Source organism: Actinophytocola sp., assembly GCF_050699935.1.
In the GTDB taxonomy this organism is placed as follows: Bacteria; Actinomycetota; Actinomycetes; order Mycobacteriales; family Pseudonocardiaceae; genus Actinophytocola.
In genome coordinates, this window is the sequence record NZ_JBOHGB010000047.1 from 1 (window position 1) to 23,163 (window position 23,163).

Below are 23,163 nucleotides of genomic sequence, written 5' to 3' on the forward strand. Positions count from 1 at the left end.
GTCCCACGAAGGGTCACGATGGGTCGACAATGCGGGGCTCTACCAGCGGAAAGGTACATGAAGGGACACCGATGACCAGGTCTTCTGAGACGCTCTGGGTCGCAGGTTCGAGTCCTGCCGGGGGCGCCACACGGGATGGGACCGGTTCGATGGCTCTGGGGTGTTCGCCCACGCGGTAGTAGTGGATCTCCAGCCGGAGGGCTTCCGGGGCTGGTCCGGTTGGGCGCTTGTCGGTGCGTTCCTGCCCCGAGATCATGAACTTCGCGGTCGAGCACGACTCGGACCGAACCGTGCGTCCCCGATCCAGGATTGGCCGGTTGCCTCATGATCACCACGCAGGACGAGCTCGTGGCAGCGCTGCGGGTGGGTGGCGAGATCCATTGCGACAGCGGCGTCGTCATCCCGCTCACGGAGACGATGCGGGTCACCGTGCCGTGCCGGATCATCGGCGGGCATTTCACCCGCGAGGCTGGGGCGGCATTCGAGGTGACCACCTCGCGGGTCGAGTTCGACGGCGTGCGGATCGAGGGTGGTGGCCCGGACGCCGGCTACGACGTCACGCAGAAGCTGATCCACGTCCGCGGCAGCAAGGACGATCCGATCACCGGCGTCGACGTGCACGGCTGCCGGCTCGAGGGCTCTCGCGGTGACAACGTCTGGCTCGAGTGGTGCACGGCCTGCACCGTGCACGACAACATGATCTCCCGGTTCCTCTACTCCGGGATCATGGTGATCAGCGGCAACCGGCTCACGATCAACGGCAACGTGATCGCGGACGCGCCGCTCACGGCCGGCGTGCCCAACACCTACGGGATCGCGCTCACCGACGTGACCAACGTGGCCGCCGACCGCAGCCGGCACATCACCGTCGTCGGCAACCACGTGTCGCTGATCGACTGGGAGGGGATCGACACGCACGGCGGCGAAAGCCTCACCATCACCGGCAACACCGTGCTCGGCTGCCCGCGCGGCATCGCACTGATCACCGGGAACGCCACGCGGGTCCTCGCCCCCACCCACTGTCTCGTCACGGGCAACGTGATCGACGTGGCCGGCGCGCGCCGGCCCGCCCTGCCCGGGATCTTCCTCGCGGGGATCTCCGGCACACCCGCGTCCGCGACCATCGTCGGCAACCAGATCGTCGGCTACCGGACCCCGATCCACACCAGCTTCTGGTCCCGCGGCGAGACCTACATCGGCAACAACAGCGCCCCCCAGGTCCCCTGGTCGCCGATCAGGATGGGCGCCGACTACCACCCGGACGCCGAGTCTGCGCCGCAGTACCTCGTCGACGGCGACACGGTCCACCTGCGTGGCGGGGTCATCCCGAAGGCGGGGGGCGTCAGTGCCCGCGTCGAGATCGGCTCGATGCCCGATGCGGTGACCTGGCCGACCCAGCTCACCCACATCGGCCACGTCAAGGGCGCCGACCCCGAGGCCGGTGACGGCACGCTCGCCGTGACCCCGGAGGGCGCCCTGCAGCTGCTCTACGGCAACGGCTCCGACACCCACACCTACTTCCTCACCGGCTCCTACCGAGCCCCCTGACGGCCGGACGCGGACCACCAGCGGCGGGTGTCCGCCGGGAACGTGATGCGCGGCGGTCCGAGGAACGCGGAGACCGGCGAGCCACGCGGCGCGGTGAGGGGCTCGAGCACCCAGCGAGGTGTCGGGTAGGTGAGAGCGGACAGGATCGTCGGGGTCCGCGCGGCCGGGCGGCCCCCAGGCGTGGCCGAGGTCCGGCGGCCGGACAGGTCGCGATCCGCCACGACGCGGTCGAACCGCTTGGCCGTCTCGACCTCGGCGAGCGGCTCGTCGGGCGTCGGCATCCGCGAGATGCTGGGTCGGTGCGCCGACCTACCGCAGCCGACCTCGACGCCGCGCGGGACAAGAGGATCCCCGATGTGGTCCGGGCCGGGCTCGACGTGTTGTTCTGCGGGATCAACCCCGGGCTCTACTCCGCGGCGACCGGGTGTCACTTCGCCCGGCCCGGCAACCGGTTCTGGCCCGCCCTGCACCGGGCCGGGTTCACGCCTCGGCAGCTGCGCCCCGACGAGCAGGAGGAGCTGCTCGACTTCGGGCTCGGGGTGACCAACGTCGTCGGGCGGGCCACCGCCCGGGCCGACGAGCTCGGTGCGGACGAGCTTCGGGCCGGGGCCGCGCGGCTCACCCGGCTGGTCGGCAGGCACCGGCCCCGATTCCTTGCCGTGGTGGGGATCGCCGCCTACCGCACGGCGTTCGGCCGGCGCGGAGCGGTCGTCGGGGAGCAGGACGAGGCCATCGGCCGGACCCGGGTCTGGGTGCTGCCCAACACGAGCGGACGGAGCGCGCACTACCAGCTGCCGACCCTCACCGCGCAGTTCCGGGCACTGCGGGGCGCGCCGCGGTCGTAGGCCGTGCCGGCCCGGCCGTGGCATGGTGATCGTTCGACGTGGAGGGGTGAGGATTGCTCGCGATGCTGTTGGCGCTCGGCGCGAGCCTCGGCTGGGGTGTGAGCGACTTCCTCGGCGGGCTGCGCAGCCGCTCGATGCGGCTGCTGTCGGTGCTGCTCGTCGCCCAGACGACCTCGCTGGCGCTGGTCGCCGTGGTCGTCCTGGTTCGCGGGGCCGGCCCGCCCGGTCCGAACTACCTCGCCGCGGCGGCCGTGGCGGGCGTCGCGGAGCTGGTGGGGGTGGCGGCGCTGTACCGGGGGCTCGCGGTCGGCCGGATGAGCCTCGTCGCGCCGATCTCGGCGGCGGCGCCGGCCGTGCCGCTGGTGGCCGGGCTCGTGCTCGGCGAGGTGCCAGGGGTGCCGCAAACCGCCGGGCTGGTGCTCATCGTCGCCGGCATCACGGTCGCCTCGCGGACCGCGGACTCGGCGGGCCGGGTGGGGCCGAGCATCGCGCACGGGGCGACGTCCGCGGTGGGGTTCGGCGCGTTCTACGTCATGATGGACGCCGCCAGTGAGGGCGACCTGCCGTGGGCGCTGCTGGTCGCCCGGCTCGCCGCCCTGTTCCTCGTCGCGGCGGCGCTCGTCGCGACGCGCACGCGACCGGCCGTCCGCCGCGCCGACCTGCCGGTGCTCCTTGCGATCGGCCTGTTCTCCACCGCGGGCGACACCATGTACGCGGCCGCGACGACGCTCGGCTTCCTCGGCGTGGTCGCCGTGCTGGCCGCGCTGCACTCGGTCGTGACGATCGGCCTCGCCCGCGTCGTGCTGCTGGAGCGGGTCTCCCCGCTCCAGCAGTTCGGGATCGCCGGATGCCTGACCGGAGTGGCCGTGCTGGCCGCGACCTGACGGCACCTACGGCTCCGCGGCGTCGTATGCCGCGGCGACCTTCTTCGGCACGACCATCCGCCAGCCGTCGACGATCAGCTCGCGCAGCTCGTCGACACCTACGGCGTCGAGGCGCAGGTGGACCCAGTGATATCGCATGTCCCCCGTGGACGGTAAGGAGAACTTCTCCGGCTCGGCCGCCACGATGCCGGCGCGCTCCTCCTTCGGGAAGGCGAGACCCAGCGTCTGCTCGTCACGGGACAGCGCGAGGTACACGATCCGGCCGACGTTGAACTTCACCTGGTCGCGCACGATCCGCTCGACCGTGCGCGGCAGGCCGTTCGCGATGCGGCGGACGTCGTCTGCGGTGGCCATGGCGACAGCACACCACGGCCCACCGACAAAACCGCTACCCCACCGACGAACCGCTACGACGGGTCGTACGCGAGGTTCGGCCGCAGCCAGCGCTCGACCTCGCCGACGTCCATGCCGCGCCGCGCCGCGTAGTCCGCCACCTGGTCGCGGTTGATCCGGCCGACCGTGAAGTACCGCGACGCCGGGTGGGCGAAGATCAATCCGCTGACCGAAGCGGCCGGGGTCATCGCGTACGACTCGGTGAGTGCCATGCCCACCCGGTCCGCGTCGAGCAGGTCGAACAGGTCGCGCTTCTGGCTGTGGTCGGGGCTCGCCGGGTAGCCGAACGCGGGCCGGATGCCGCGGAAGCGCTCCGCGTGCAGGTCCGCGAGCACCGGCTGCTCGTCGGGATCGAACCACTCGCGCCGGACCCGCAGGTGGACGTGCTCGGCGAACGCCTCGGCGAGCCGGTCGGCCAGGGCCTTGACCATGATCGACCGGTAGTCGTCGTTGTCCGCCTCGTACCTCGCCGCCAGCTCGTCCGCGCCGTGGATCGCCACCGCGAAGCCACCGAGGTGGTCGCCGGCCGGCGCCACGTAGTCGGCGAGCGACCGGTTCGGCCGGCCCTCCGGCTTCGTGGTCTGCTGGCGCAGCATCGGCATCCGCACCTCGCCCCCGGGCCGGTGCAGGACGATGTCGTCGCCCTCGGCGTGGGCCTGCCAGAAGCCGTACGCGCCGCGGGCCCGGAAATGTCCGGCCGCGATGATCTCATCCAGCAGCTCGTGGCCGTCGTCGAACAGCTCGCGCGCCGCCGGGTTGCTGTCCAGGATCCCCGGGTACTTGCCCTTCAGCTCCCAGGCCAGGAAGAAGAACTGCCAGTCGATCAGCTCGCGCAGCACCGCCACGGGCGGCTCGACGACCCACCCGCCGAGCGACGCCGGCACCGGCAGGTCCTCGAACGACACCCGCTCCTGGTTCGCCCGCGCCTCGTCGAGGGTCAGCAGCGGCTTCGCGTGCCGGTGCTCGTGCTGCTCGCGCAGCCGCTCCTGCTCGGACCGGTTCGCCGCGTCGAGGTCGGCCGCGCGCTCGGCGTTGAGCAGGTCCGACACCGTGCCGACGACCCGGGAGGCGTCGAGCACGTGGACCGTCGTCGCGTCGTAGGCCGGCGCGATCCGCACGGCCGTGTGCTGGCGCGAGGTCGTGGCCCCGCCGATCAGCAGCGGCAGCTTCAGCCCGCGGCGCTGCATCTCGGTGGCCACACCGACCATCTCGTCCAGCGACGGCGTGATCAGCCCGGACAGGCCGACCACGTCGGCACCCTCGGCGACCGCGGTGTCGAGGATCTTCGCGGCGGGCACCATCACGCCGAGGTCGACCACCTCGTAGTTGTTGCAGCCCAGCACGACGCCCACGATGTTCTTGCCGATGTCGTGCACGTCGCCCTTCACGGTGGCCAGCACGACCTTGCCCTGGCCGCGGTCGACGGAGATCTCCCCCGCGAGGCGGGCCCGCTCCTTCTCCGCCTCCATGAACGGCTCGAGATAAGCGACCGAGCGCTTCATCACGCGCGCGCTCTTGACCACCTGCGGCAGGAACATCTTGCCGGCGCCGAACAGGTCGCCGACGATCTTCATGCCGTCCATCAGCGGGCCCTCGATCACGTCGAGCGGACGGTCCGCCTGCTGGCGGGCCTCCTCGGTGTCCTCCTCGATGAAGTCGACGATGCCGTGCAGCAGCGCGTGTGCGAGCCGCTCGTTCACCGACGCCTCGCGCCAGGACAGGTCGACGGCACGCTTGGTGCCCGACCCCCGCACGTTCTCCGCGAACGCCACCAGCCGGTCGGTGGCGTCCGCGCGGCGGTCGAACAGCACGTCCTCGACAAGCTCGAGCAGGTCGGCCGGGATGTCCTCGTACACCGCGAGCTGGCCGGCGTTGACGATGCCCATGTCCAGCCCCGCACGCACCGCGTGCAGCAGGAACGACGAGTGCATGGCCTCGCGCACGACGTCGTTGCCGCGGAAGGCGAACGACAGGTTCGAGATGCCGCCGCTGGTGCGCGCGCCCGGGCAACGTTCCTTGATCCGCGGCAGCGCGTCGATGAACGCCTTCGCGTACCCGTTGTGCTCGGCGATGCCGGTGGCGACCGCGAGCACGTTGGGGTCGAACACGATGTCCTCGGGCGCGAAGCCGGCCTTCTGGGTGAGCAGGTCGTAGGCGCGGGCGCAGATCTCCACCTTGCGGTCGGCGGTGTCGGCCTGGCCCTGCTCGTCGAAGGCCATCACCACCACGCCGGCGCCGTAGTCGCGGACCTTCCGTGCCTGCCGCAGGAACGGCTCCTCGCCTTCCTTGAGGCTGATGGAGTTGACGACTCCCTTGCCCTGCACGCACTTCAGCCCCGCCTCCAGGACAGTCCACTTGGAACTGTCGACCATGATCGGGATGCGGGCGACCTCGGGCTCGGTGGCGATCAGGTTGAGGAACGTGGTCATCGCCTGCTCGCCGTCGAGCAGGTCGGCGTCCATGTTGACGTCGAGCAGGTTCGCGCCGCCGCGGACCTGTTCGAGGGCGACGTCGACGGCCGCCTGGTGGTCACCGGACTCGATGAGCCGGCGGAAGCGCTTGGAGCCGGTGACGTTGGTGCGCTCGCCGACCATGACGAAGCCGGTGTCGGCGCCGATCTCGAACGGCTCGAGCCCGGAGAACCGCGCGGTGGGCTCGGTCGCGGGCACCTTGCGCGGCGTCATGCCCCGCACGGCCTGGGCGATCTCCGCGATGTGCGCGGGCGTGGTGCCGCAGCAGCCGCCGACGATGTTGACCATGCCGGCGTCGGCGAACTCGCCGAGCAGCCGGCCGGTCTCCCCGGGCGTCTGGTCGTAGCCGCCGAACGCGTTGGGCAGCCCGGCGTTCGGGTACGAGGCGGTGTAGCTGCCGGCGAGGCGGGACAGCTCCGCGACGTGCGGGCGCATCTCGGTGGCGCCGAGCGAGCAGTTCACCCCGACGACCATCGGGTCGGCGTGCTCGATCGAGCTCCAGAACGCCTCGACCGTCTGGCCCGACAGCGTCCGGCCGGACAGGTCCACGACGGTCACCGAGATCCACAGCGGCAGGTGCGGGGCGACCTCGCGGGCGGCGGCGATCGCGGCCTTGGCGTTGAGCGTGTCGAAGATCGTCTCGACGAGCAGCAGGTCGACCCCGCCCTCGGCCAGGCCGGCGATCTGCTCGGCGTAGGCGTCGTGGACCTCGTCGAACGAGACCGCGCGGAAGGCGGGGTCCTCGACACGGGGCGAGAGCGAGAGGGTGATGTTGAGCGGGCCGATCGAGCCGGCGACGAACCGGTCGCCGAACTCGTCCGCGGCCTCGCGCGCGAGCCGCGCGCCACGCACGTTCATCTCGCGGACCATCGACTCCAGCCCGTAGTCGGCCTGGCCGATGCTCGTCGCGGTGAAGGTGTTGGTGGTAGTGATGTCCGCGCCCGCGCTCAGGTACTGCCGGTGCACGTCGAGCACGACGTCGGGGCGGGTGAGGTTGAGCAGGTCCGGGTCACCGGTGACGTCCTTCGGATGCCCGTCGCCGATGCGGTCGCCCCGGTAGTCGGCCGGGTTCAGGCCCGCACCCTGCAGCATCGTGCCCCAGGCACCGTCGAGCACCGCGATCCGCCGGTCGAGTAGTCGTCGCAGCGCCCTGCTCGCGTCGGTGTCGGACTTGGTCACCTGTGCACCTCCCATGGTTCGGGAGGCGCCCTTGTTACGTCGGTCCAGGGCCGAGGTTACGTCGGTCCAGGGCCGAGCGTGGCGGACAGTTGTCCGTTGCAGCGCCTCTCGGCCCTGCACGCTAAGTTACCGGTCCCGGATCCAGGACGCCAAGAGTGGTGGTCCAACACACCTCGAACCCGATCGCGCCACGAAGGAACAACCGTGCCCACCGAACGGATCGACCCACCGCTGACGGGTGGGGAACGCGACATGCTGCGCGCCTTCCTCGACTACCACCGCGCGACGCTCGCGATGAAGTGCGACGGCCTGTCCGACGAACAGCTACGCCGCCGGTCGATGCCGCCCTCGACGCTGTCGCTGCTGGGCCTGGTCCGGCACCTGGCGGAGGTCGAGCGCACGTGGTTCCGCCGGGTCATCGACGGCGAGGACGTCGCGCTGATCTGGTCCCCCGAGGGCGACTTCCAGGCGGCCTACGACCCGGCGGGCTCGACGCGCTCGACCGCGTTCGCCGCGTGGGAGGCCGAGGTCGAGCACTCCCGCCGCATCGAGCGCGAGGCGGAGTCGCTGGACGTCACGGGGTACAACGCGCGCTGGGACGAGCTGGTGTCGCTGCGGCTGGTGATGCTGCACCTGATCCACGAGTACGCCCGGCACAACGGCCACGCGGACCTCCTGCGCGAGGGCATCGACGGCACCGTCGGCGCCTAGTGCGGTGAACGTTTCCGGCCACCGCACTAGCCACACGGCTCGCGGTACTCGACGCCGGGGAAGTAGCGGTTCCAGCGGGCCCGGTCCATGGGTACCGACCGGGCGCAGATGGTCGCCGTCAGGCGGGCGAAGTCCGTCTCCCACAACAGGAGCCGCTGCCCCTTGCCGGCCGTGGCGACCGTGTGCCCGTCGGGGCCGAACGCCGCCCGGTGCGGCACCTCCAGGTCCGCGCTCAGCCGGCCGACGAGCCGCGCCGCGTGCGGCCGCCGCAGGTCCCACAACGCCGTCGTCTGGTCCGCGCTCGCCGCCGCCAGCATGCGGCCGTCCGGGCTGAACGACACCGAGGAGACCGACTCCGCGTGCCCGCTGAGCGTGACGACGTGCCGCGGCCGGCGCGGGTCGGAGATGTCGTGGATCACCGCCGTGTTCTCCCGGCCCGCGGTGGCGATCAGCCGGGTGCCGCGGGTGAACGCGATCCAGGAACCGTTCAGCGCGTAGGTGACCGAGCCCGTCCGTATGGAGCCGAGCGGCTCGGGGGTCGCGGCCTCGGCCACGTCCCACAGCACGATCCGGCCGCTCTCCTCGGCCGTGGCGAGCAGCCGGCCGTCGGGGCTGAACGCGATCCCCCGCAGGCCGACCCCGCTGTCGGGGATCGGCCGCAGCGCGTCCGTGGGGTCGCCGACCCGCCACAACCAGGCACCACCCTGGCTGCTCGCGAACGCCAGCGTGCGCCCGTCGGGGTGGATCGCCAGCTGCGAGCACGACGGATCGCACGCTCCCGGCGGCGCGGTGAACGAGGCGATCGGCGTCCGGTCCGGCAGCGCGGTCAGGTCCCAGGCCTGGACCCGTTTCCGCAGGGTGACCATCGCCAGGGTCCGGCCGTCCGGGGCGAACGCCATCGCGTCGACCGTCGGGCCGTCGGCCGTGTCCGTCGGCGTCGTGAGCGGTTGCCCGTCGCCGGAGTAGTCGGGATCGGTGACGTCGTTGATGGTCACCGCGGTCTCCCCGATCCGCACGCCCCAGATCCGCCCGCCCGGCTCGAAGCCGACCTGGTCGACCTGCCGCTCCGCGGTCGCCGCCGCGATGCGCAGCAGGCTGTCCTTGTTCTCCGGGGTCGGCGCGAGCCGGTAGGCCGCGAGGCCCAGCTGCTCGGCGAGGTCGGGGTCGGTCCGGACGAGCAGCGTCGCCTGGGTGATCACCCGCTGGGCGGCGGCCGCGTTGCGCTGCTCGGTCGCGTCGTGCTGGGCGAGGACCGCGGACACGGTCGTGACCGAGGCGAATACGACCAGCACCACGAGCACCGCGACCAGCCGCCGCTGCCGCCGGGTGCGCAGCCGCTCGGCGGTCCGCTCGGCTACCAGCGCGGACCGGCTCGCGTGCAGGAACTCCCGCTCCAGCGGGGAAAGCGCCTCCTCCGCACCGTCGGGCAGGGCGGCCGCCCACTCCTGCGCGCGGGCCAGCCGGGCGCCCCGGTACAGCGCGCCCGCGTCCCGGTGCAGCGACTTCCACGCCAGCGCGGCGTCGGTCAGCTGGCGGTGGATGCGCAGGCCCTCGCGGTCCTCGGTCAGCCACTCGCGCAGCCGCGGCCAGTGCCGGATGAGCGCCTCGTGAGCCAGCTCGACGTTGTCCCGGTCCAGCGTGACGAGCCGGGCGGCCGCGAGCCGGTCGAGCAGCTCGGGCGCGCCGGGCAGGTCGGCGAGCTCCTCGCGGCTCACCCGGCGCTTGGCGTCGTCGGTCCCCTCGCCGAGCGCGCACAGGCGGAGGAAGAGCTGCTTCGCGACGAGCCGGCGCGCGGGATCCAGCCCGGCGACGATGTCCTCGGCGGTACGGGTGAGCGCGTGCCGGAGCCCGCCCGCGGACTCGTAGCCGCCGAGCGTCAGCGTCGTGCCGTGGCGGCGTCGCCAGGTCTCCAGCAGCACGTGCGACAACAGCGGCAGGGCGCCGGGCTCGTTCGCGGTGACCGCGATGAGGCGGGCCGCGAGCGCGGTCTCCACGCGCAGGCCCGCCTGCTCGGCCGGCTTCACGATCACGTCGCGCAGCTCGTCCTCGTCGAGCGGGCCGACCAGGATCTGGGAGTCGCGCAGCGCGGTGACGAGCTCGGGGTGCCGCGCGCAGTGGCCGTAGAAGTCCGCCCGCACGCCGAGCACGACCCGGGTCCGGCTGTTGGCCGAGCGCGTGGCGGTGACGAGCGCGTCGATCAGCCAGGCGCGCTCGTCGGCGTCCGCGCAGAGGGTGAAGACCTCCTCGAACTGGTCCACGACGAGCACGAGGTCGCCGGCGTCGGGCTGATCGTCGGGCCGATCGTCGTCCGCGGCGGCCATCGCCTGGCGGACGCGCAGGTGCAGGTTCGCCGGATCGGCCGCGAACTCGGACCGCAACACCGCGGCGGACTCGCCCAGCCGGGCGGCGATCCGCACCGCGCACTCCTCGATCGGATGCGCGCCCGGGGTGAGCACCACGACCGGCTCCGGCTCCAACCGTGCGATGAGACCGGCCCGCAGCACCGAGGACTTGCCGTACCCGGACGGCCCGAAGACGCCGAGGAACCGCGTGGCGCGCACGCGCGCGACGAGCTCGTCGACGAGCCGGTCCCGGCCGAAGAACCGGGCCGCGTCGGCCGGCTGGAACGCGGCCAGCCCGACATAGGGCGCCTCGCCGCCGTGCGGTTCGGGTTCGGCGGCCTCGCCGGCCAGCTCCGCCGCGGTCTCCCGCCAGCGGGCCATCCAGCCCGCGGTGTCCCCGCCGCATGCCGTGACGTAGGCCAGGGTCACCGCGAGCGTCGGGAGCTTGCGCCCGCCGGCCGCCTCGGACAGCGCGGCCGCGGAGTAGTGCGCGCGGGTGGCGAGCTCGCGGTAGGTGGGGCGGCCGGCCCGCTCGCGCAGTCGCCGGAGCTCCCCGGCGAATCGCAGCAGCACGTCGGCTCCAGGCCCGAGCGGCCTCTCCCCACGAGGCAACCGCGCCACCTCCTTACCCGCGCATTGTTCACATCCCGTTGTTCAGCGTCCAGCACCGGACACTGAACAACGCCGGTGCCCTAAACCTGTTCGCAGCAGAAAGGAGCACCGTGATGGCAGACCCGTACGTGACCGACAGCAACTTTCTCGCCGACCTGTGAACCCTGCCCGACTCGCGAACGCGACGAAGGGGCGGACCCGTACGGGCCCGCCCCTTCGTCTTCGTTCAGCTGGTTGCGTCAGGCGCGGCCACGGCGGCGCACGATGAACAGCAGGACGCCACCACCGACCAGCAGGACGGCACCGATGCCCAGCGGCAGCGCGATGCTCGCGCCGGTCTCGGCCAGCGGCGGCGGAGCGGCCTCAGTGGTCGTCGTGGTGGGCGGCGCCTCGGTCGTGGTCGGCGGCGCCTCGGTCGTGGTGGGCGGGGGCTCGGTCGTGGTGGGCGGGGGGGTCACGCAGGCCTCGGCCGTCGCGGTCAGGACGCGGGTGAATCCCTTGTCGCCGTTGGGATCGTCGTGCGCCTTCACGTCGACCGTGAACGTGTGCTCGACCGCCGGGTCCAACCCGTCGAAGGTCTGCTCGAACTCCCGCCCGAAGACGGTCTTCCCCAGCAAGACGGTCTCGCCGTCCGTGACCGTCAGGGAGTTCTCGCCGTCGGGGTTGTAGTCCTTCATGCGCACTTCGAGAACGGTGCCCTCCTCCGTGCACTGGGCGGCGATCTTCGGCTTGTGGGCGCTGGCCGTGCCAGCCATGCCCACGAGCGCCACCGCGGCGAGTACGCCGACGCTGAGCGTCGAGAGAGCGACGCCGAACCGGCGGCGCGCGGTCGAGGTGTGTGCCATGTATGCCTCCGGCGAGCAAAGGTTGGTGAAGAGAAACCTGCTGATCGCCTGGCGCGATCAACAGCCACGATGGGGTGACAGGCTAACCACCCTCCGCAGGCACATTTCACCGGGCTACCCAGATCGGCGTGTCATGTATGGAAAAGCCGCTACCTCGTACGTGCGACTGGGCTGCTTTCCGTATCTGTTCGAGCACAAAAGGGCCGGTCACGATGCGCGCCGGGGGGATGCGCATGATCGTGACCGGCCAGGACGGGGCCCGGGTGAAGGCAGGCCCTCGTGGTTGTCGGTTACTTGTTCTTGTCGGCCGGTGGCGTGGTGTGTCGCCCGGGCTCGACCGGCGTCGCGGGCGTGCCGGTCGGCGGCATCGCGGCGGTTTCCTGCTCGGCGCGCTGCTCGTCATCACGGCGCACCCGGTCGGCCAACTCGTCGCGCTCCTTGGCCGCGTGCCGGGCCTCCCGGCGCGCCTCGCGGTACCGCGCCCGGCTCTCCCGGCCGCGCCGCCCGGCGGAGACGATCATCCACACGCCGAGCAGAAACACAAGCGCCACAACGGTTCCAGCGACGAACGCCTGTACCAACGTGACGTTGCCGAGGTCCTGCCCGAACACGGCGACGGACTCGGCCCCGCCCCCGCCGTTGAACGCGATCAGCACGGCCGCAGCGGCAACACTCACCACCACCAGTAGCAAGCCGAGGATCAGCATGCGTCCTGCACCTCCAAGTTCGGCCCTCCAAATGGCGGAGTACCCAGCCCGTCGCACCGCCAATCCCCGACTTCGCGCGGGCCGGGCGGACGCGCCGCATTTCCACGAGCAACGCCTTTGTCGAATTGCTCCCCTTGACGTAATTGGGTCGACCCCACAGCCCAGCCGAGGTTGGAGCGTTCGCGGTGATTAACGGACCGCCGGGCTCTTGTTAGCTCAACACCGTTCTGTTAACGTCGGCCGCATGGTCGAAGTGCGCCTGAACGTCAACGGGGCCGCCACGGCGGTCGAGGTCGAGCCACGGGTCAGCCTGCTCGACGCGCTGCGCGAGCGGCTCGAGCTGACCGGCACCAAGAAGGGCTGCGACCAGGGCGCGTGCGGTGCGTGCACGGTCCTTGTGGACGGTCGGCGGATCGTGTCCTGCCTCGCGCTCGCCGTGCAGTGCGACGGCCGCGAGGTCACCACCATCGAGGGCGTCGAGCACCCGCTGCAGCGCGCGTTCGTGCGGCACGACGGTCTCCAGTGCGGTTACTGCACCCCCGGCCAGATCTGCTCGGCCATCGGCATGCTCGCCGAGCACAAGGAGGGCACGGCGAGCGCGGTGACCGAGCACGTCGACGAGTCGCCGGAGCTCACCGAGGCCGAGATCCGCGAGCGCATGAGCGGCAACCTCTGCCGCTGCGGCGCCTACAACGGGATCGTCAGTGCCATCGAATCGGCCATCGAATCGGCCATCGAGGGCGTGACCCACGACGCCCAGCACGAGACGGAGCCCGCCCGATGAAGGACTTCGCCTACGTCGCGGCGCCCGACGTCGCCACCGCCGTCCGGGAGATCGGCCCGGGCGCGAAGTTCCTCGGCGGCGGCACGAACCTCGTCGACCTGATGCGCGAGGGCATCGAGGCGCCGGACCGCGTGATCGACATCAGCCGGCTGCCGCTGACCGGTGTCGACGAGTTGCCCGACGGCGGGCTGCGGGTCGGCGCGCTCGTGCGCAACAGCGACCTCGCCGCCCATCCGCTGATCCGCGCCCGCTACCCGATGCTCGCCCAGGCCGTCCTGATGGGTGCCTCCGGCCAGCTGCGCAACATGGCCACGGTCGGCGGGAACCTGGTGCAGCGCACCCGGTGCCTGTACCTCTACGACGGCACGCTGCCGTGCAACAAGCGCGAGCCCGGCAGCGGCTGTGCGGCGATCGGCGGCGCCAACCGGATGCACGCGATCCTCGGCGCGAGCGAGCACTGCATCGCCACCCACCCGTCGGACATGTGCGTCGCGCTCGCGGCGCTCGACGCCACCGTCGACATGGAGAGCGTGCGTGGCACCCGGCGGATCCCGCTGCTCGACTTCCACCGCCTGCCAGGTGACAGCCCGCGGGTGGAGACCGCGCTCGAGCCCGACGAGCTGATCACGGCCGTCGAGATCCCGGCCGTCCCGGTCGCCGCGATGTCCCGCTACCGCAAGGTCCGCGACCGCGCGTCCTACGCCTTCGCACTCGTCTCGGTGGCCGCCGCGCTGCGAGTGGCCGGCGGCCGGGTCGAGGCGGTCCGGCTCGCACTCGGCGGCGTCGCGGCCAGGCCGTGGCGCGCGGTCGAGGCCGAACGGGTGCTCACCGGCGCGGCGGCCACCGAAGCCGAGTTCCGCCGGGCCGCCGAGGCGGAGCTCAGTGCCGCCACCCCCCAGAGCGAGAACGGCTTCAAGATCGAGCTGGCGCGCCGCACGATCACCGCGACGCTCCTGCGCCTGGCCGAGGAAGGTGCGGCATGACCCCGCATGAGCCGCGCGTCTCGCAACCACACCTAAGGGGACCGGGACGCAACCCAGCCACAGGTACGCGCGGAACCGCATGGCACCAACCCAACGCGACCACAAGGGTTGATTCCGGGGAGGCGGAACAGGTTCTCGGCCGGCCGGTCGACCGGGTCGACGGGCCCGCCAAGACGACCGGCGCGGCCCGCTACGCGGCCGAGTACGGCTACCCGAACCTCACACACGCCGCGCTCGTCTGCTCGACCGTCCCCCGCGCGCGGATCGTCGAGATCGACACGAGCGTGGCGGCGGCTCTGCCGGGCGTGGTCGCGGTGCTGACCCACCACAACGCGCCCGCGCTGAAGCCGCCGCGGAAGCAGAGCGTGCTCGACCTCGCCACGCTCGCGGCCGGCACGTCGGTGAACTACCTCAACACCGACGAGGTGCACTGGAACGGCCAGCCGGTCGCGGTCACCGTCGCGGAGACGCCCGACGCCGCGCTCGCGGCCGCGGCGCTGGTCCGGGTCCGCTATGCCGAACTTCCATCCACGGTGGACTTCGAGGTGGCGGTGCCGAACGCCCACCGGCAGGGACGCAACGCGATGCTGATGCCGGGCGGCGGCACCAAGGGCGACGCGGAGTCCGCGCTCGCCGCGGCACCGGTTTCGGTGGATCTTCGCTTCAGCACGCCCGCACACAACCACAACGCGATCGAGCCGCACGCCACCACGGCGGCCTGGCAGGGCGACGCGCTGACCGTCCACGACGGAACGCAGAACATCGACTGGACGCGCCGGCACCTGGCCCACGGGTTCGGCCTGTCGCTCGACAAGGTGCGCGTGATCGCCACGTTCGTCGGCGGCGGGTTCGGCGGCAAGGGCAAGGTCTGGGCGGGCACCGTCCTCGCCGCGCTCGCGGCCCGGGCGACCGGCCGGCCGGTGCGGCTGGCGCTGACGCGTGCGGCCGTGTACCGCACCGTCGGCGGCCGCACCCCCTCCATCCAGCGCGTGGCACTGGGCGCCACTACCGACGGCCGGCTGACCTCGTTGATCCACACGAGCGTCACGCGGCTGGGGCGGGTCGGCGGCCATCCCGAGCAGGTGGTCTCCCAGTCCCGGCATCTCTACGCCGCCGAGAACATCCTGGTCGAGCAGCGCCAGGTCGACCTCGACGCGGTGGCCAACGCGACGATGCGCGCGCCGGGCGAGTCGATCGGCACCTACGCGATCGAGGCGGCGATGGACGAGCTGGCGTACGAGCTGAGCATCGACCCGATCGAGCTGCGGATGCGCAACGAGCCGGAGCGCAACCCGTTGGACGGCAAGCGGTTCGCCCACCGCCGGCTGCGGGAGGCGTACGCGCGGGGTGCGGAGCGGTTCGGCTGGGCCGCACGCACGCCGGAGCCGGGCTCGATGCGCGACGGCCGGTGGCTGGTGGGCATGGGCGTGGCGACGGCGTACCACCCGTCGTTGCGGCTGTGGGCGAACGTCACCGTGCGGCTGTCCGCGGACGGCTCGGTGCTGGTGCGCTGCGCCTGCCACGAGCTGGGCATGGGCACGGCGACAGCCCAGGCGCAGGTGGCGGCGCACGAGCTGGGCGTGCCGGTCGAGGCCGTGCGGGTGGAGTACGGCGACTCCGACCTGCCGGCCGGGCCGGGTGCCGGCGGGTCCGCGCAGACGGCGAGCATCGCGGCGAGCCTGGTGGAGGCGTGCGCGAAGCTGCGCCGCGAGGTGTTCGGCCTGGCCCGCCGGTCGGCGGACTCGCCGCTGCGCGGGCAGCGCCTCGAGTCACTCCAGGCGCGCGACGGCGGCCTGTTCGCAGGCCCCTCGGGCGAGACGTACGCGGCGATCCTCGCCCGGGCCGACCGGTCGCAGCTGGATGCCGAGGTGGGCTCGGACACCCGGCTCGGGCAGCTCGCGGGCCAGGCCCGGTTCACGACGAGATTCCTGCGGGACGCCCGGCGCTGGGTACGGGCCGCGGCGGGCGCGCAGTTCTGCGAGGTGCGGGTCGACCCGGACACGGGCGAGGTGCGGGTGTCGCGCTGGGTCGGCGTGTTCGACATCGGCACGGTGGTGAACGCGAAGACGGCCGCGAGCCAGCTGCGCGGCGGGATCGTGATGGGCATCGGCCTCGCGCTGGGCGAGGAGACCCTGGTCGATCGGGCGACGGGCCGGGTACTGAACGCCAACCTCGCCGAGTACCACGTCCCGGTGCACGCGGACGTCCCGCGGATCGACGTGTCCTGTGTGGACGAACCAGACCCGACGATGCCGCTGGGTGTGCTGGGCGCGGGCGAGGTGGGCATCACGGGCGCGGCCGGCGCCGTGGCGAACGCGGTGTTCCACGCGACGGGCCGACGAGTCCACGACCTACCGATCACCCTCGACAAGCTGTTGTAAGGGACCGCTTACCGTGAAGGGGTGACGTTCCAGCGCGCGCGACGGCCCGAGCACAAGCGCCAGCGGTACGAGGCCATCCTCGCCGCGGCACGGTCGCTCGCGGTGCGGGACGGAGTGCGTGCGGTGAGCCTCGCGGACATCGCGGGGGCGGTGGGGATGCACAAGTCGGCGCTGCTGCGTTACTTCGAGACCCGGGAGGAGATCTACCTGCGACTGGCCGCGGACGACTGGCGCGAGTGGACCTCCGGCATGCGCACCGCCCTGGCCGACCTCCCGCCCGGGTCGGTCGAGGGCGTGGCGTCGGCGTTGGCCACGACGCTCGCCGAGCGGCCGCTGCTGTGCGACCTGATGACCCATGCGCCGCTCAACCTGGAGCGCAACGTCTCCCTGGAGGCGGTCCGCTCGTTCAAGCACGCGGCGGTCGGCTCCCTGGGCGAGATCGCGGCGGAGGTCCGCACCGTGCTACCCGCCCTCGGCGAGCAGGACGCGTTCGAGCTGGTGGCCGCGGTGGGCATGATCGCGGCGGGCCTGTGGCAGATCGGGCACCCGACGCCGACCGTGCTCGAGCTGTACGCGCAGGAGCCGCACCTGAGCCACCAGAGCATCCCGTTCGCCCCCACAGTCGCGAGGATGGCGGAGACGATCACCCGCGGGCTCCTCGTCACCGAGCGGTAGCCGCGTGGCGTCACCGAGCCGCGTGGCGTTGCCGACATTGACGCGCCCGCGCGCCCGTCGCTAGACCCGAGGCATGGACCTACCGGAGATCTGGGGCGCCACGCCGGCGGAGATCGCCGACCGGTACCCGTGTGACGTGCTCGTGCCGGGACCGACCGAGTCGTGGTTCCGCGCGGTGAACGTGGACGCCGAGCCGCCGGCGGTGTTCCGCTGGCTGTGCCAGCTCCGGGTGGCGCCGTACAGCTACGACCTGATCGACAACTTCGGCCGGCAGAGCCCGCGCACGCTCACGCCCGGGCTCACCGAGCTGACGCTGGGCCAGCCGGTCATGAACATCTTCACGCTCGCGGGCTTCGTGAAGGACCTGGAGCTGACCCTGCGCCTCACCGACCGGTCCGCACGCCTCGTCTTCGGCGATCTCGCGATCACCTACCGCACCACGCCGGGCCGCCTGGTCGCGAAGCTCGTCGTCGCCGCGCACGCGCGCTCGTTCCTCCAGCGGCGGCTGCTCGCCTGGGGCGACCTCGTGATGATGCGCCGCCAGCTGCACACGCTGGCGTCGCTCGCGGCCGCCTGACGCGGGGCCGCCCGGGCGGGTCAGCGGCCGACCGAGCCGCCCCGGTGCCGGCCGACCAGGAACACCAGCAGCGCGAGGAACGCCGCCGCGAGCGCCGGGCCGGGCCCGACCAGGAGCCCGATCACCATGATCACCGCGGCCACCGCCAGGCCCAGCAGCAGCGCGGCCCGGAGCGTGGCCGCCCAGTCGCCGACCACGCGCTCGGCGAGGACCATCCAGTCGTCTCGGGAGGCCGGCAGGGCGCGGCCACGGTGGGCGCCGTGGGCACGCGACGTGGCGGCGGGTTCGGGCACGGGCCGCGTCGCCGGCTTGGTGTCCGCCTCGGCGAGCGAGGCGAGCCGCACGGTGCGGCGGCCTTTGCGGCTGGGTGAGGGGCCGGCGGGTCTGTGCTGTTCGGGTATGGCAGCGGCGCCGGGCTCTAGACTGGTCACCGTTCTGTTGGCCCTTTCGATGAGTTCTCGGGTGGACTCGGTCGCCTGGTTTCACGGAACGTCCGCGTAACTCCCCGTGCCAGCAGGGAGCCACGTCCGGCTTCGGCGGCGATGTTCAGCTGTACCCCGACTTTGGTCCCTCATCATCGCCGATCGATCTTGTTATCCCGTCGTGACCCACCGCTTGAAGCGATAAACGGTGCGTATTCATCGGCGAGTGGCGGGATCGCATCTTGCAAGCCGAAAAGTGGAACATGCAGCTGCACATGCATACGACCAGTGCGTGTTCACCTGCGATCTTCGCCGCGCGGACCTCGTCTGGGTGATAAACGTTCGTTCACGTCGAGCCCGCCATTGATCGACATCGTCGTCACGCTCCGCAGCCAAACAGTGATCGACAACACGGAGTCGATCATGGGCCGGTGCCTACGCTGGCAGCGCGCGCATCGTCTCGCTCCTGCCCGCGGCCGGGAGATCGCCGAGCTGCTCGCCCGCCTCGAGGACCTCGTACCGACGCGGGACCTGTGCGACGTGTGCCCGATCGCCTACCGCCGCGTCTCCGAGGCGGCACGCACTGGACGCCGGCCCGCGCGTGCTCAGCCTCGAACCCCGCACGCTGGACGAGGTGCTCGACTGCCTGCGGGTGGTCGGCGAGGCGCTCGGCGTTCCGGACGTCGCCGCCGACCGCGTCGCGCCGCTGCGGTCACGGATCGACGAGGTGCGCCGCCGGGTAGCCGGGCGGCCGCGGGTCTTCGCGCTCGAGTGGTTCGACCCGGTGTGGCCGGCGGGCCACTGGGTGCCCGAACAGATCGAGCTCGCGGGCGGAGTCCCGCTGCCGGCGACCGCCGGCGAGCACACGTCGACGATCGACTGGCAGCGGGTCGTGGCTGCCCGGCCGGACGTCATCCTGTTGCTGCCGTGCGGTTTTCCGCCCGAGCGGACGCACGCGGAACTGGACGTGCTGACCGGCGGCCGGGGTGGGCGGACCTCCCGGCCGTGCGGTGTGGGTGCTCGACGCGCCGGCCAACGTCAACCGGCCAGGCGCGCGGGTGGTCACTCCACTTCGGACGGGATCTGGTCGTCCGCCGGGAAACGCTCGGTCCACCACGGACTCCAGCGCTCCCTGAGCTCCGCGAGCCGGGCGTCGTCGAGACCGTACGTGGACAGGATCGCCATCGCGGTGTCCGCCGGGTTGTCCTCGGTCGGGCCGGCGCTCACCACGACGAGCAGCCCGTCGCCCCAGGCGTCGACGGTGACGCCGAGCTGGTGCTCGGAGCGGAACCAGACCTCGCCCTCGACGTGCTCGCCGAGCAACGAGGTCTCGACCGTCGGCCCCTCGGGCAGGCCGAGCTCGTCGGCCACCGAGCGGCCGGACGGGTTGCCGCCGCCGAAGAACAGCGTGCGCCGCGGCACACCGGGCTGGCGCTCGATGGCGAACCTCAGCTGGTGCAGGAAGGTGATCCAGCCCTCGGTGATCTCCGCGTAGTAGGCGTCCCAGTCGGGATTGGTGCCGCGTGGCGCGCGGGTGCGCGTGACGCGGGTGCTCTCCCCGTCGGCCTCCAGGCGGATCAGGTCGCCGCCCTGCACGCTGAGGGTGCGTGCGTCGGCGTCCTCGTCGACCTCGGTGAAGTAGATGAGGTCGATCTCACCGTCGAGGCCGTCGTAGTCCCAGCCGTGCCAGTGGCGGATGGTTTCCTTGTCCCGCAAGGCATGCCACACGGTGGCCACCGGGGCCGCGACGGTGACCTCGATCCGCGGTGCGCTGTCGGTCATGGTTGTTCTCCTAGCGTGTCTGCAGGGCCGGATGACCGCCGGCGACCATCCGGTACGGACGCCCGTCCGGGCTGTCGAACCGCTCGACGAGCTGCCGGATCGCGTCTGCGAGCTCGTCGGTGAAGGTGAGCAGCCTCTTCGCCCCGGCGGCCGACGAGGTGCTCGGCGGCGTACTGGTCGTGCGCCTGCGTCGCCTCGTCCGCGATCATCATGGTGGGGTCAACGACGAAGGTGCCGGGACGGGTGCGCAGGATTCTCTCGACACAGCCGCCACTCCTCGACCAGCTCGACGAGCCCGGCGCCTCAAGCGCACGCAGGTGGTGGTTGACGCGCTGGCGCGGGAGGCCGAGCTCGCTCGCGAGCCGGGTGGCCGAGGACGGGGTACGGAGCGGGCGGCCGCCGAGGCCGGCTGGTCCCGATGGATCAGGAGATCAGCGACGGCCGCGTGGCCAGCAGATGCGCGAACCGGGCCGCCCCGGCCCGGGCCGACCGCTCCAGGTGCCAGCGCCGCGCGTGGAAGGTCTCCGACGGAACGGAGAAGGCGACCGCGCCCATCACGCGGTTCTGCGTGTCGAGCACCGGGGCCGACAGGCAGGCCAGCTCGGGCTGGAACTCCTCGATCTCCAGCGCCATCCCCGCCCGCTCGACGTGCTCGAGCTCCGTGTCGAGATCGACCGCCCGTGCGTGGGTCCGCTCCGTGAGCCGCGGCATGCCGGCCCCCGCCAGGTACTCGCGCCGGGCCCGGCGCGGCATCGACGCCAGGAGGACCTTGCCGAAGGCCGTCGCGTGGGCGGCCTCGTGGAAGCCGAAGTCCAGGGGTGTCGCGCGCGGGAACTCCGGGGAGTCGGCGACCGCGGCGACCACGATGTCCGCCTCGCGGAACACCGTGTAGTACGCCGCCGCCTCCGCCCGCCGGTGCAGGCGGTGCAGCTCGTCACGCAGCTCCTGGCCGACGTCGAGCTCCGCGCACAGTCTCTGGTAGAGGTTGCCGACCTTGTACCCGAGTCCGAACCCGCGGCCGTGCCCGAGCCGGATCAGGTATCCCTCGTGCACCAACGTGTTCAGCAGGTGGTAGGTCGTCGACAGGTTGTAGCCGGCGCGTCTGGCGACCGCCTTCGCCGTGATGCCGTCGCCCGCCGCGCCCACGATGTCGAGGACTCGCAGCGCGCGCTGCGCGGACCCGATCAGGCCGCTGGAGTCCCGCGACGCCGTGTGGTCGGTCACGTCCCGACACTACGTCAGGACCCGGCCGCGCAACAGGTCAGACATCAGCCTCGCGTGGACACAGATTTGTGTCGAACGACTACCCAGAGACCACCTCCGGGTAGCGGGTGTGCAGCAGGCCCCGGCACAGGCCCGCGTTCCCGTCGATGCTCACCCGTACCGCACGGGCGAACCGCAGCCGCAGCGGCGCCTCGGCAGCGCCGATCACGGCCCCGTGCTCGTCCAGCAGCAGCGGCGAGTCCGGGGTGCACGGCAGACCCAGCTCCGCCCGCCGGTGCAGGAACGACGACAGCGCCGGCGACTCCGGCACCTCGCCGAGGGTCAGCCCGACCGGGTCGGTGTCGAGGTGGGACGCCAGCCGGTCGAGGCTCGCCAGGTACGCCTTGCGCCGGAACGTCAGCCGCAGCTCCTCGAGCTCACCGGTCGCCTCGCCGGGGAACGAGCCGGCGAAGCCCGTGCCCCCGGCGACCCCCGCGTTGATCTCCGCCGCCGCGAAGTGGTCCACCAGCTCAATGTCCACAGTGGACACATCGGACAGGGCGGCGACCGCGTCGCGGGCGTCGGCGACCATCAGGTAGGCGAAGTTGGGCGCGCAGAAGTACGTCGGCAGCCGGAGCCGGACCGTTGCGTGAGCGCCGTCCACCGACGCCGACGCGACGAAGCCCAGGTCGGTGATGGGCCGGTCCAGCTCGGGGTCGAGCACGGTACCGAGCGCCGTCCACAACTGCTCGTTCACGCTGTCCATGGTTCGCTCCGCTCACGCCGGCACCCTCGGCTCCGAGCCGACCGCCGCGCCGCTGTCGGTGGGCACGTCGGGCAGGCGCAGCTCCGCCGGCACCTCGATGTCGTAGAGCCTCGCGGCGTTGAGCCCGAGGATCTTCTTCTTGATCTGCGGGGTCAGCTGCGGGTACTCGGTCATGTCCGCCGGGAGCTGGAAGTCGACGAACCGCTCGACGAGCCAGCGCGGCGTCCAGATCGCGTAGTCGCTCGCGAACGTGATCCGGTCCTCGCCGATCCAGTACAGCAGCTCCCCGACGATCTGCGCGAAATACCGCGGGCGGCTGTGGATGAACGGCATCGCCACCGCGAGCCCGCCGTAGACGTTCGGCTCCTGGGTGGCGATCCAGCAGAAGTCCTCCAGTCGCGGCAGGCCGACGTGCTCGACGATGAACGTCAGCTCCGGGAACGCCGACGCCACGTCGTCCACATCGGCCACGTCGAAGGCGTCCCGGTTCAGCGGGTAGATCGTCGGTCTTTTGTGGACATGAATGTTGCGGATGCCGAGCTGCTGGCAGCGCTCCAGGTACCGGTAGGACCACGGGTCGGTGAGCTTCCAGCCCTTCGAATCGCCCTTCCACTCCGCGGTGTACAGCTTGACGCCGCGCAGGTTCCACCGCTGGGCGAGCGACTCCAGCCGGTCCAGCCCCGCCTCGCCGTCGCGCGGGTCCCACGAGCCGTTGACGATGAACCTGTCCGGGTGCTTCTCGGCCAGCACGCCGTTCTGCTCGGTCGTGTTGAACCCGTTGACGTAGAAGTCGGTCAGGCACGTCGGCTGGAAGATCGCCCGGTCCACGTAGCCGACCTCGAACAGGTCGTGCAGGACGCGCTCCTCGGGCTGGCGCCAGAAGTCCTCGAACGACCAGACCTCCGATTCCGGCGAGAGGTTGCGGTGGTAGTCGTAGAAGCAGTTGATGAAGCCCTCGCCGTAGCGGTTGGCCTGGTTGGCCGGCCGGCCGTCCCACCAGTGAACATGGCTGTCGACCACGAAGTACCGCTGTCCGTCCTTTTCATACATTGT

Annotated in this window: 21 protein-coding genes and 1 riboswitch; of the genes, 9 read left to right on the forward strand and 12 right to left on the reverse strand. The window is 72.0% G+C overall.

Annotation, left to right across the window (positions count from 1 at the left end; translation table 11 throughout):
• Positions 1 to 324 precede the first annotated feature (324 nt).
• Entirely contained in the window at positions 325 to 1,548 is a 1,224-nt protein-coding gene (locus ACRDTB_RS17095) for a right-handed parallel beta-helix repeat-containing protein (protein ID WP_431431380.1), read from the forward strand.
• Here the strand turns inward: ACRDTB_RS17095 and ACRDTB_RS17100 are convergent.
• On the reverse strand, positions 1,533 to 1,829 hold the full coding sequence (locus ACRDTB_RS17100; protein WP_431431382.1) for a hypothetical protein: 297 nt from the start codon (positions 1,827 to 1,829) through the stop codon (positions 1,533 to 1,535). The genes ACRDTB_RS17095 and ACRDTB_RS17100 overlap by 16 nt on opposite strands.
• A gap of 18 nt (positions 1,830 to 1,847) precedes the next feature.
• Between ACRDTB_RS17100 and mug the strand changes: the two genes are divergently transcribed.
• Positions 1,848 to 2,393, forward strand: coding sequence for a G/U mismatch-specific DNA glycosylase (mug, locus tag ACRDTB_RS17105; protein ID WP_431431383.1), 546 nt, complete (start codon positions 1,848 to 1,850; stop codon positions 2,391 to 2,393).
• Positions 2,394 to 2,455: 62 nt separating this feature from the next.
• Complete coding sequence (locus ACRDTB_RS17110) at positions 2,456 to 3,277, forward strand: EamA family transporter (RefSeq protein ID WP_431431385.1); 822 nt, start codon at positions 2,456 to 2,458, stop codon at positions 3,275 to 3,277.
• 6 nt (positions 3,278 to 3,283) lie between these two features.
• Here ACRDTB_RS17110 and ACRDTB_RS17115 read toward each other — a convergent pair whose 3' ends face one another.
• Positions 3,284 to 3,631: an MmcQ/YjbR family DNA-binding protein gene (locus ACRDTB_RS17115; RefSeq protein WP_431431387.1), complete on the reverse strand. Its 348-nt coding sequence runs from the start codon at positions 3,629 to 3,631 to the stop codon at positions 3,284 to 3,286.
• Between the two features lie 53 nt (positions 3,632 to 3,684).
• Positions 3,685 to 7,320, reverse strand: coding sequence for a methionine synthase (gene metH / locus ACRDTB_RS17120; RefSeq protein ID WP_431431389.1), 3,636 nt, complete (start codon positions 7,318 to 7,320; stop codon positions 3,685 to 3,687).
• Positions 7,321 to 7,361: 41 nt separating this feature from the next.
• Positions 7,362 to 7,436, reverse strand: a riboswitch (S-adenosyl-L-homocysteine riboswitch).
• A gap of 88 nt (positions 7,437 to 7,524) precedes the next feature.
• Here metH and ACRDTB_RS17125 point away from each other — a divergent pair.
• Positions 7,525 to 8,031: a DinB family protein gene (locus ACRDTB_RS17125; RefSeq protein WP_431431391.1), complete on the forward strand. Its 507-nt coding sequence runs from the start codon at positions 7,525 to 7,527 to the stop codon at positions 8,029 to 8,031.
• Positions 8,032 to 8,057: 26 nt separating this feature from the next.
• Here ACRDTB_RS17125 and ACRDTB_RS17130 read toward each other — a convergent pair whose 3' ends face one another.
• From ACRDTB_RS17130 to ACRDTB_RS17140, 3 genes are all read right to left on the reverse strand, one after another.
• Positions 8,058 to 10,946: an XRE family transcriptional regulator gene (locus ACRDTB_RS17130; protein WP_431431393.1), complete on the reverse strand. Its 2,889-nt coding sequence runs from the start codon at positions 10,944 to 10,946 to the stop codon at positions 8,058 to 8,060.
• A gap of 278 nt (positions 10,947 to 11,224) precedes the next feature.
• Complete coding sequence (locus ACRDTB_RS17135; protein WP_431431394.1) at positions 11,225 to 11,830, reverse strand: hypothetical protein; 606 nt, start codon at positions 11,828 to 11,830, stop codon at positions 11,225 to 11,227.
• 290 nt (positions 11,831 to 12,120) lie between these two features.
• A complete protein-coding gene (locus ACRDTB_RS17140; RefSeq protein WP_431431395.1) occupies positions 12,121 to 12,537 on the reverse strand; it encodes a hypothetical protein in 417 nt (138 codons plus the stop codon).
• Positions 12,538 to 12,781: 244 nt separating this feature from the next.
• On the opposite strand from ACRDTB_RS17140, the gene ACRDTB_RS17145 reads away from it, so the two are divergent.
• The 5 genes from ACRDTB_RS17145 (at position 12,782) to ACRDTB_RS17165 (ending at position 17,937) form a co-directional block, all read left to right on the forward strand.
• Complete coding sequence (locus ACRDTB_RS17145) at positions 12,782 to 13,321, forward strand: (2Fe-2S)-binding protein (protein WP_431431397.1); 540 nt, start codon at positions 12,782 to 12,784, stop codon at positions 13,319 to 13,321.
• A complete protein-coding gene (locus tag ACRDTB_RS17150) occupies positions 13,318 to 14,304 on the forward strand; it encodes an FAD binding domain-containing protein (RefSeq protein WP_431431399.1) in 987 nt (328 codons plus the stop codon). The genes ACRDTB_RS17145 and ACRDTB_RS17150 overlap by 4 nt, the downstream gene beginning before the upstream one ends.
• Entirely contained in the window at positions 14,301 to 16,685 is a 2,385-nt protein-coding gene (locus ACRDTB_RS17155; RefSeq protein ID WP_431431401.1) for a xanthine dehydrogenase family protein molybdopterin-binding subunit, read from the forward strand. The genes ACRDTB_RS17150 and ACRDTB_RS17155 overlap by 4 nt, the downstream gene beginning before the upstream one ends.
• A 21-nt stretch (positions 16,686 to 16,706) precedes the next feature.
• Positions 16,707 to 17,360, forward strand: a complete 654-nt coding sequence (locus tag ACRDTB_RS17160) for a TetR family transcriptional regulator (RefSeq protein ID WP_431431403.1) — start codon at positions 16,707 to 16,709, stop codon at positions 17,358 to 17,360.
• 73 nt (positions 17,361 to 17,433) lie between these two features.
• Positions 17,434 to 17,937, forward strand: coding sequence for a hypothetical protein (locus ACRDTB_RS17165; protein WP_431431404.1), 504 nt, complete (start codon positions 17,434 to 17,436; stop codon positions 17,935 to 17,937).
• A gap of 20 nt (positions 17,938 to 17,957) precedes the next feature.
• Here ACRDTB_RS17165 and ACRDTB_RS17170 read toward each other — a convergent pair whose 3' ends face one another.
• The 6 genes from ACRDTB_RS17170 to ACRDTB_RS17195 form a co-directional block, all read right to left on the reverse strand.
• On the reverse strand, positions 17,958 to 18,281 hold the full coding sequence (locus ACRDTB_RS17170) for a hypothetical protein (protein WP_431431406.1): 324 nt from the start codon (positions 18,279 to 18,281) through the stop codon (positions 17,958 to 17,960).
• A gap of 513 nt (positions 18,282 to 18,794) precedes the next feature.
• A complete protein-coding gene (locus ACRDTB_RS17175; RefSeq protein WP_431431408.1) occupies positions 18,795 to 19,274 on the reverse strand; it encodes a hypothetical protein in 480 nt (159 codons plus the stop codon).
• 147 nt (positions 19,275 to 19,421) lie between these two features.
• Entirely contained in the window at positions 19,422 to 20,141 is a 720-nt protein-coding gene (locus ACRDTB_RS17180) for a hypothetical protein (protein ID WP_431431410.1), read from the reverse strand.
• A 423-nt stretch (positions 20,142 to 20,564) separates the two neighbouring features.
• The gene (locus ACRDTB_RS17185; protein ID WP_431431411.1) at positions 20,565 to 21,365 is read right to left on the reverse strand and encodes an IclR family transcriptional regulator; all 801 of its coding nucleotides are present in this window, start codon (positions 21,363 to 21,365) and stop codon (positions 20,565 to 20,567) included.
• Between the two features lie 79 nt (positions 21,366 to 21,444).
• Positions 21,445 to 22,110, reverse strand: a complete 666-nt coding sequence (locus ACRDTB_RS17190; protein WP_431431413.1) for an iron-sulfur cluster assembly protein — start codon at positions 22,108 to 22,110, stop codon at positions 21,445 to 21,447.
• A 12-nt stretch (positions 22,111 to 22,122) separates the two neighbouring features.
• On the reverse strand, positions 22,123 to 23,160 hold the full coding sequence (locus ACRDTB_RS17195; protein WP_431431415.1) for an amidohydrolase family protein: 1,038 nt from the start codon (positions 23,158 to 23,160) through the stop codon (positions 22,123 to 22,125).
• Between the last annotated feature and the right edge of the window lie 3 nt (positions 23,161 to 23,163).

Coding starts and splice junctions, on each gene's coding strand:
- ACRDTB_RS17095 (WP_431431380.1), top strand. CDS start 325: ATGATCACCACGCAGGACGAGCTCGTGGCAGCGCTGCGGGTGGGTGGC.
- ACRDTB_RS17100 (WP_431431382.1), bottom strand. CDS start 1,829: ATGCCGACGCCCGACGAGCCGCTCGCCGAGGTCGAGACGGCCAAGCGG.
- ACRDTB_RS17110 (WP_431431385.1), top strand. CDS start 2,456: ATGCTGTTGGCGCTCGGCGCGAGCCTCGGCTGGGGTGTGAGCGACTTC.
- ACRDTB_RS17115 (WP_431431387.1), bottom strand. CDS start 3,631: ATGGCCACCGCAGACGACGTCCGCCGCATCGCGAACGGCCTGCCGCGC.
- ACRDTB_RS17135 (WP_431431394.1), bottom strand. CDS start 11,830: ATGGCACACACCTCGACCGCGCGCCGCCGGTTCGGCGTCGCTCTCTCG.
- ACRDTB_RS17140 (WP_431431395.1), bottom strand. CDS start 12,537: ATGCTGATCCTCGGCTTGCTACTGGTGGTGGTGAGTGTTGCCGCTGCG.
- ACRDTB_RS17145 (WP_431431397.1), top strand. CDS start 12,782: ATGGTCGAAGTGCGCCTGAACGTCAACGGGGCCGCCACGGCGGTCGAG.
- ACRDTB_RS17150 (WP_431431399.1), top strand. CDS start 13,318: ATGAAGGACTTCGCCTACGTCGCGGCGCCCGACGTCGCCACCGCCGTC.
- ACRDTB_RS17155 (WP_431431401.1), top strand. CDS start 14,301: ATGACCCCGCATGAGCCGCGCGTCTCGCAACCACACCTAAGGGGACCG.
- ACRDTB_RS17165 (WP_431431404.1), top strand. CDS start 17,434: ATGGACCTACCGGAGATCTGGGGCGCCACGCCGGCGGAGATCGCCGAC.
- ACRDTB_RS17175 (WP_431431408.1), bottom strand. CDS start 19,274: ATGACGTCCGGCCGGGCAGCCACGACCCGCTGCCAGTCGATCGTCGAC.
- ACRDTB_RS17180 (WP_431431410.1), bottom strand. CDS start 20,141: ATGACCGACAGCGCACCGCGGATCGAGGTCACCGTCGCGGCCCCGGTG.
- ACRDTB_RS17190 (WP_431431413.1), bottom strand. CDS start 22,110: ATGGACAGCGTGAACGAGCAGTTGTGGACGGCGCTCGGTACCGTGCTC.
- ACRDTB_RS17195 (WP_431431415.1), bottom strand. CDS start 23,160: ATGTATGAAAAGGACGGACAGCGGTACTTCGTGGTCGACAGCCATGTT.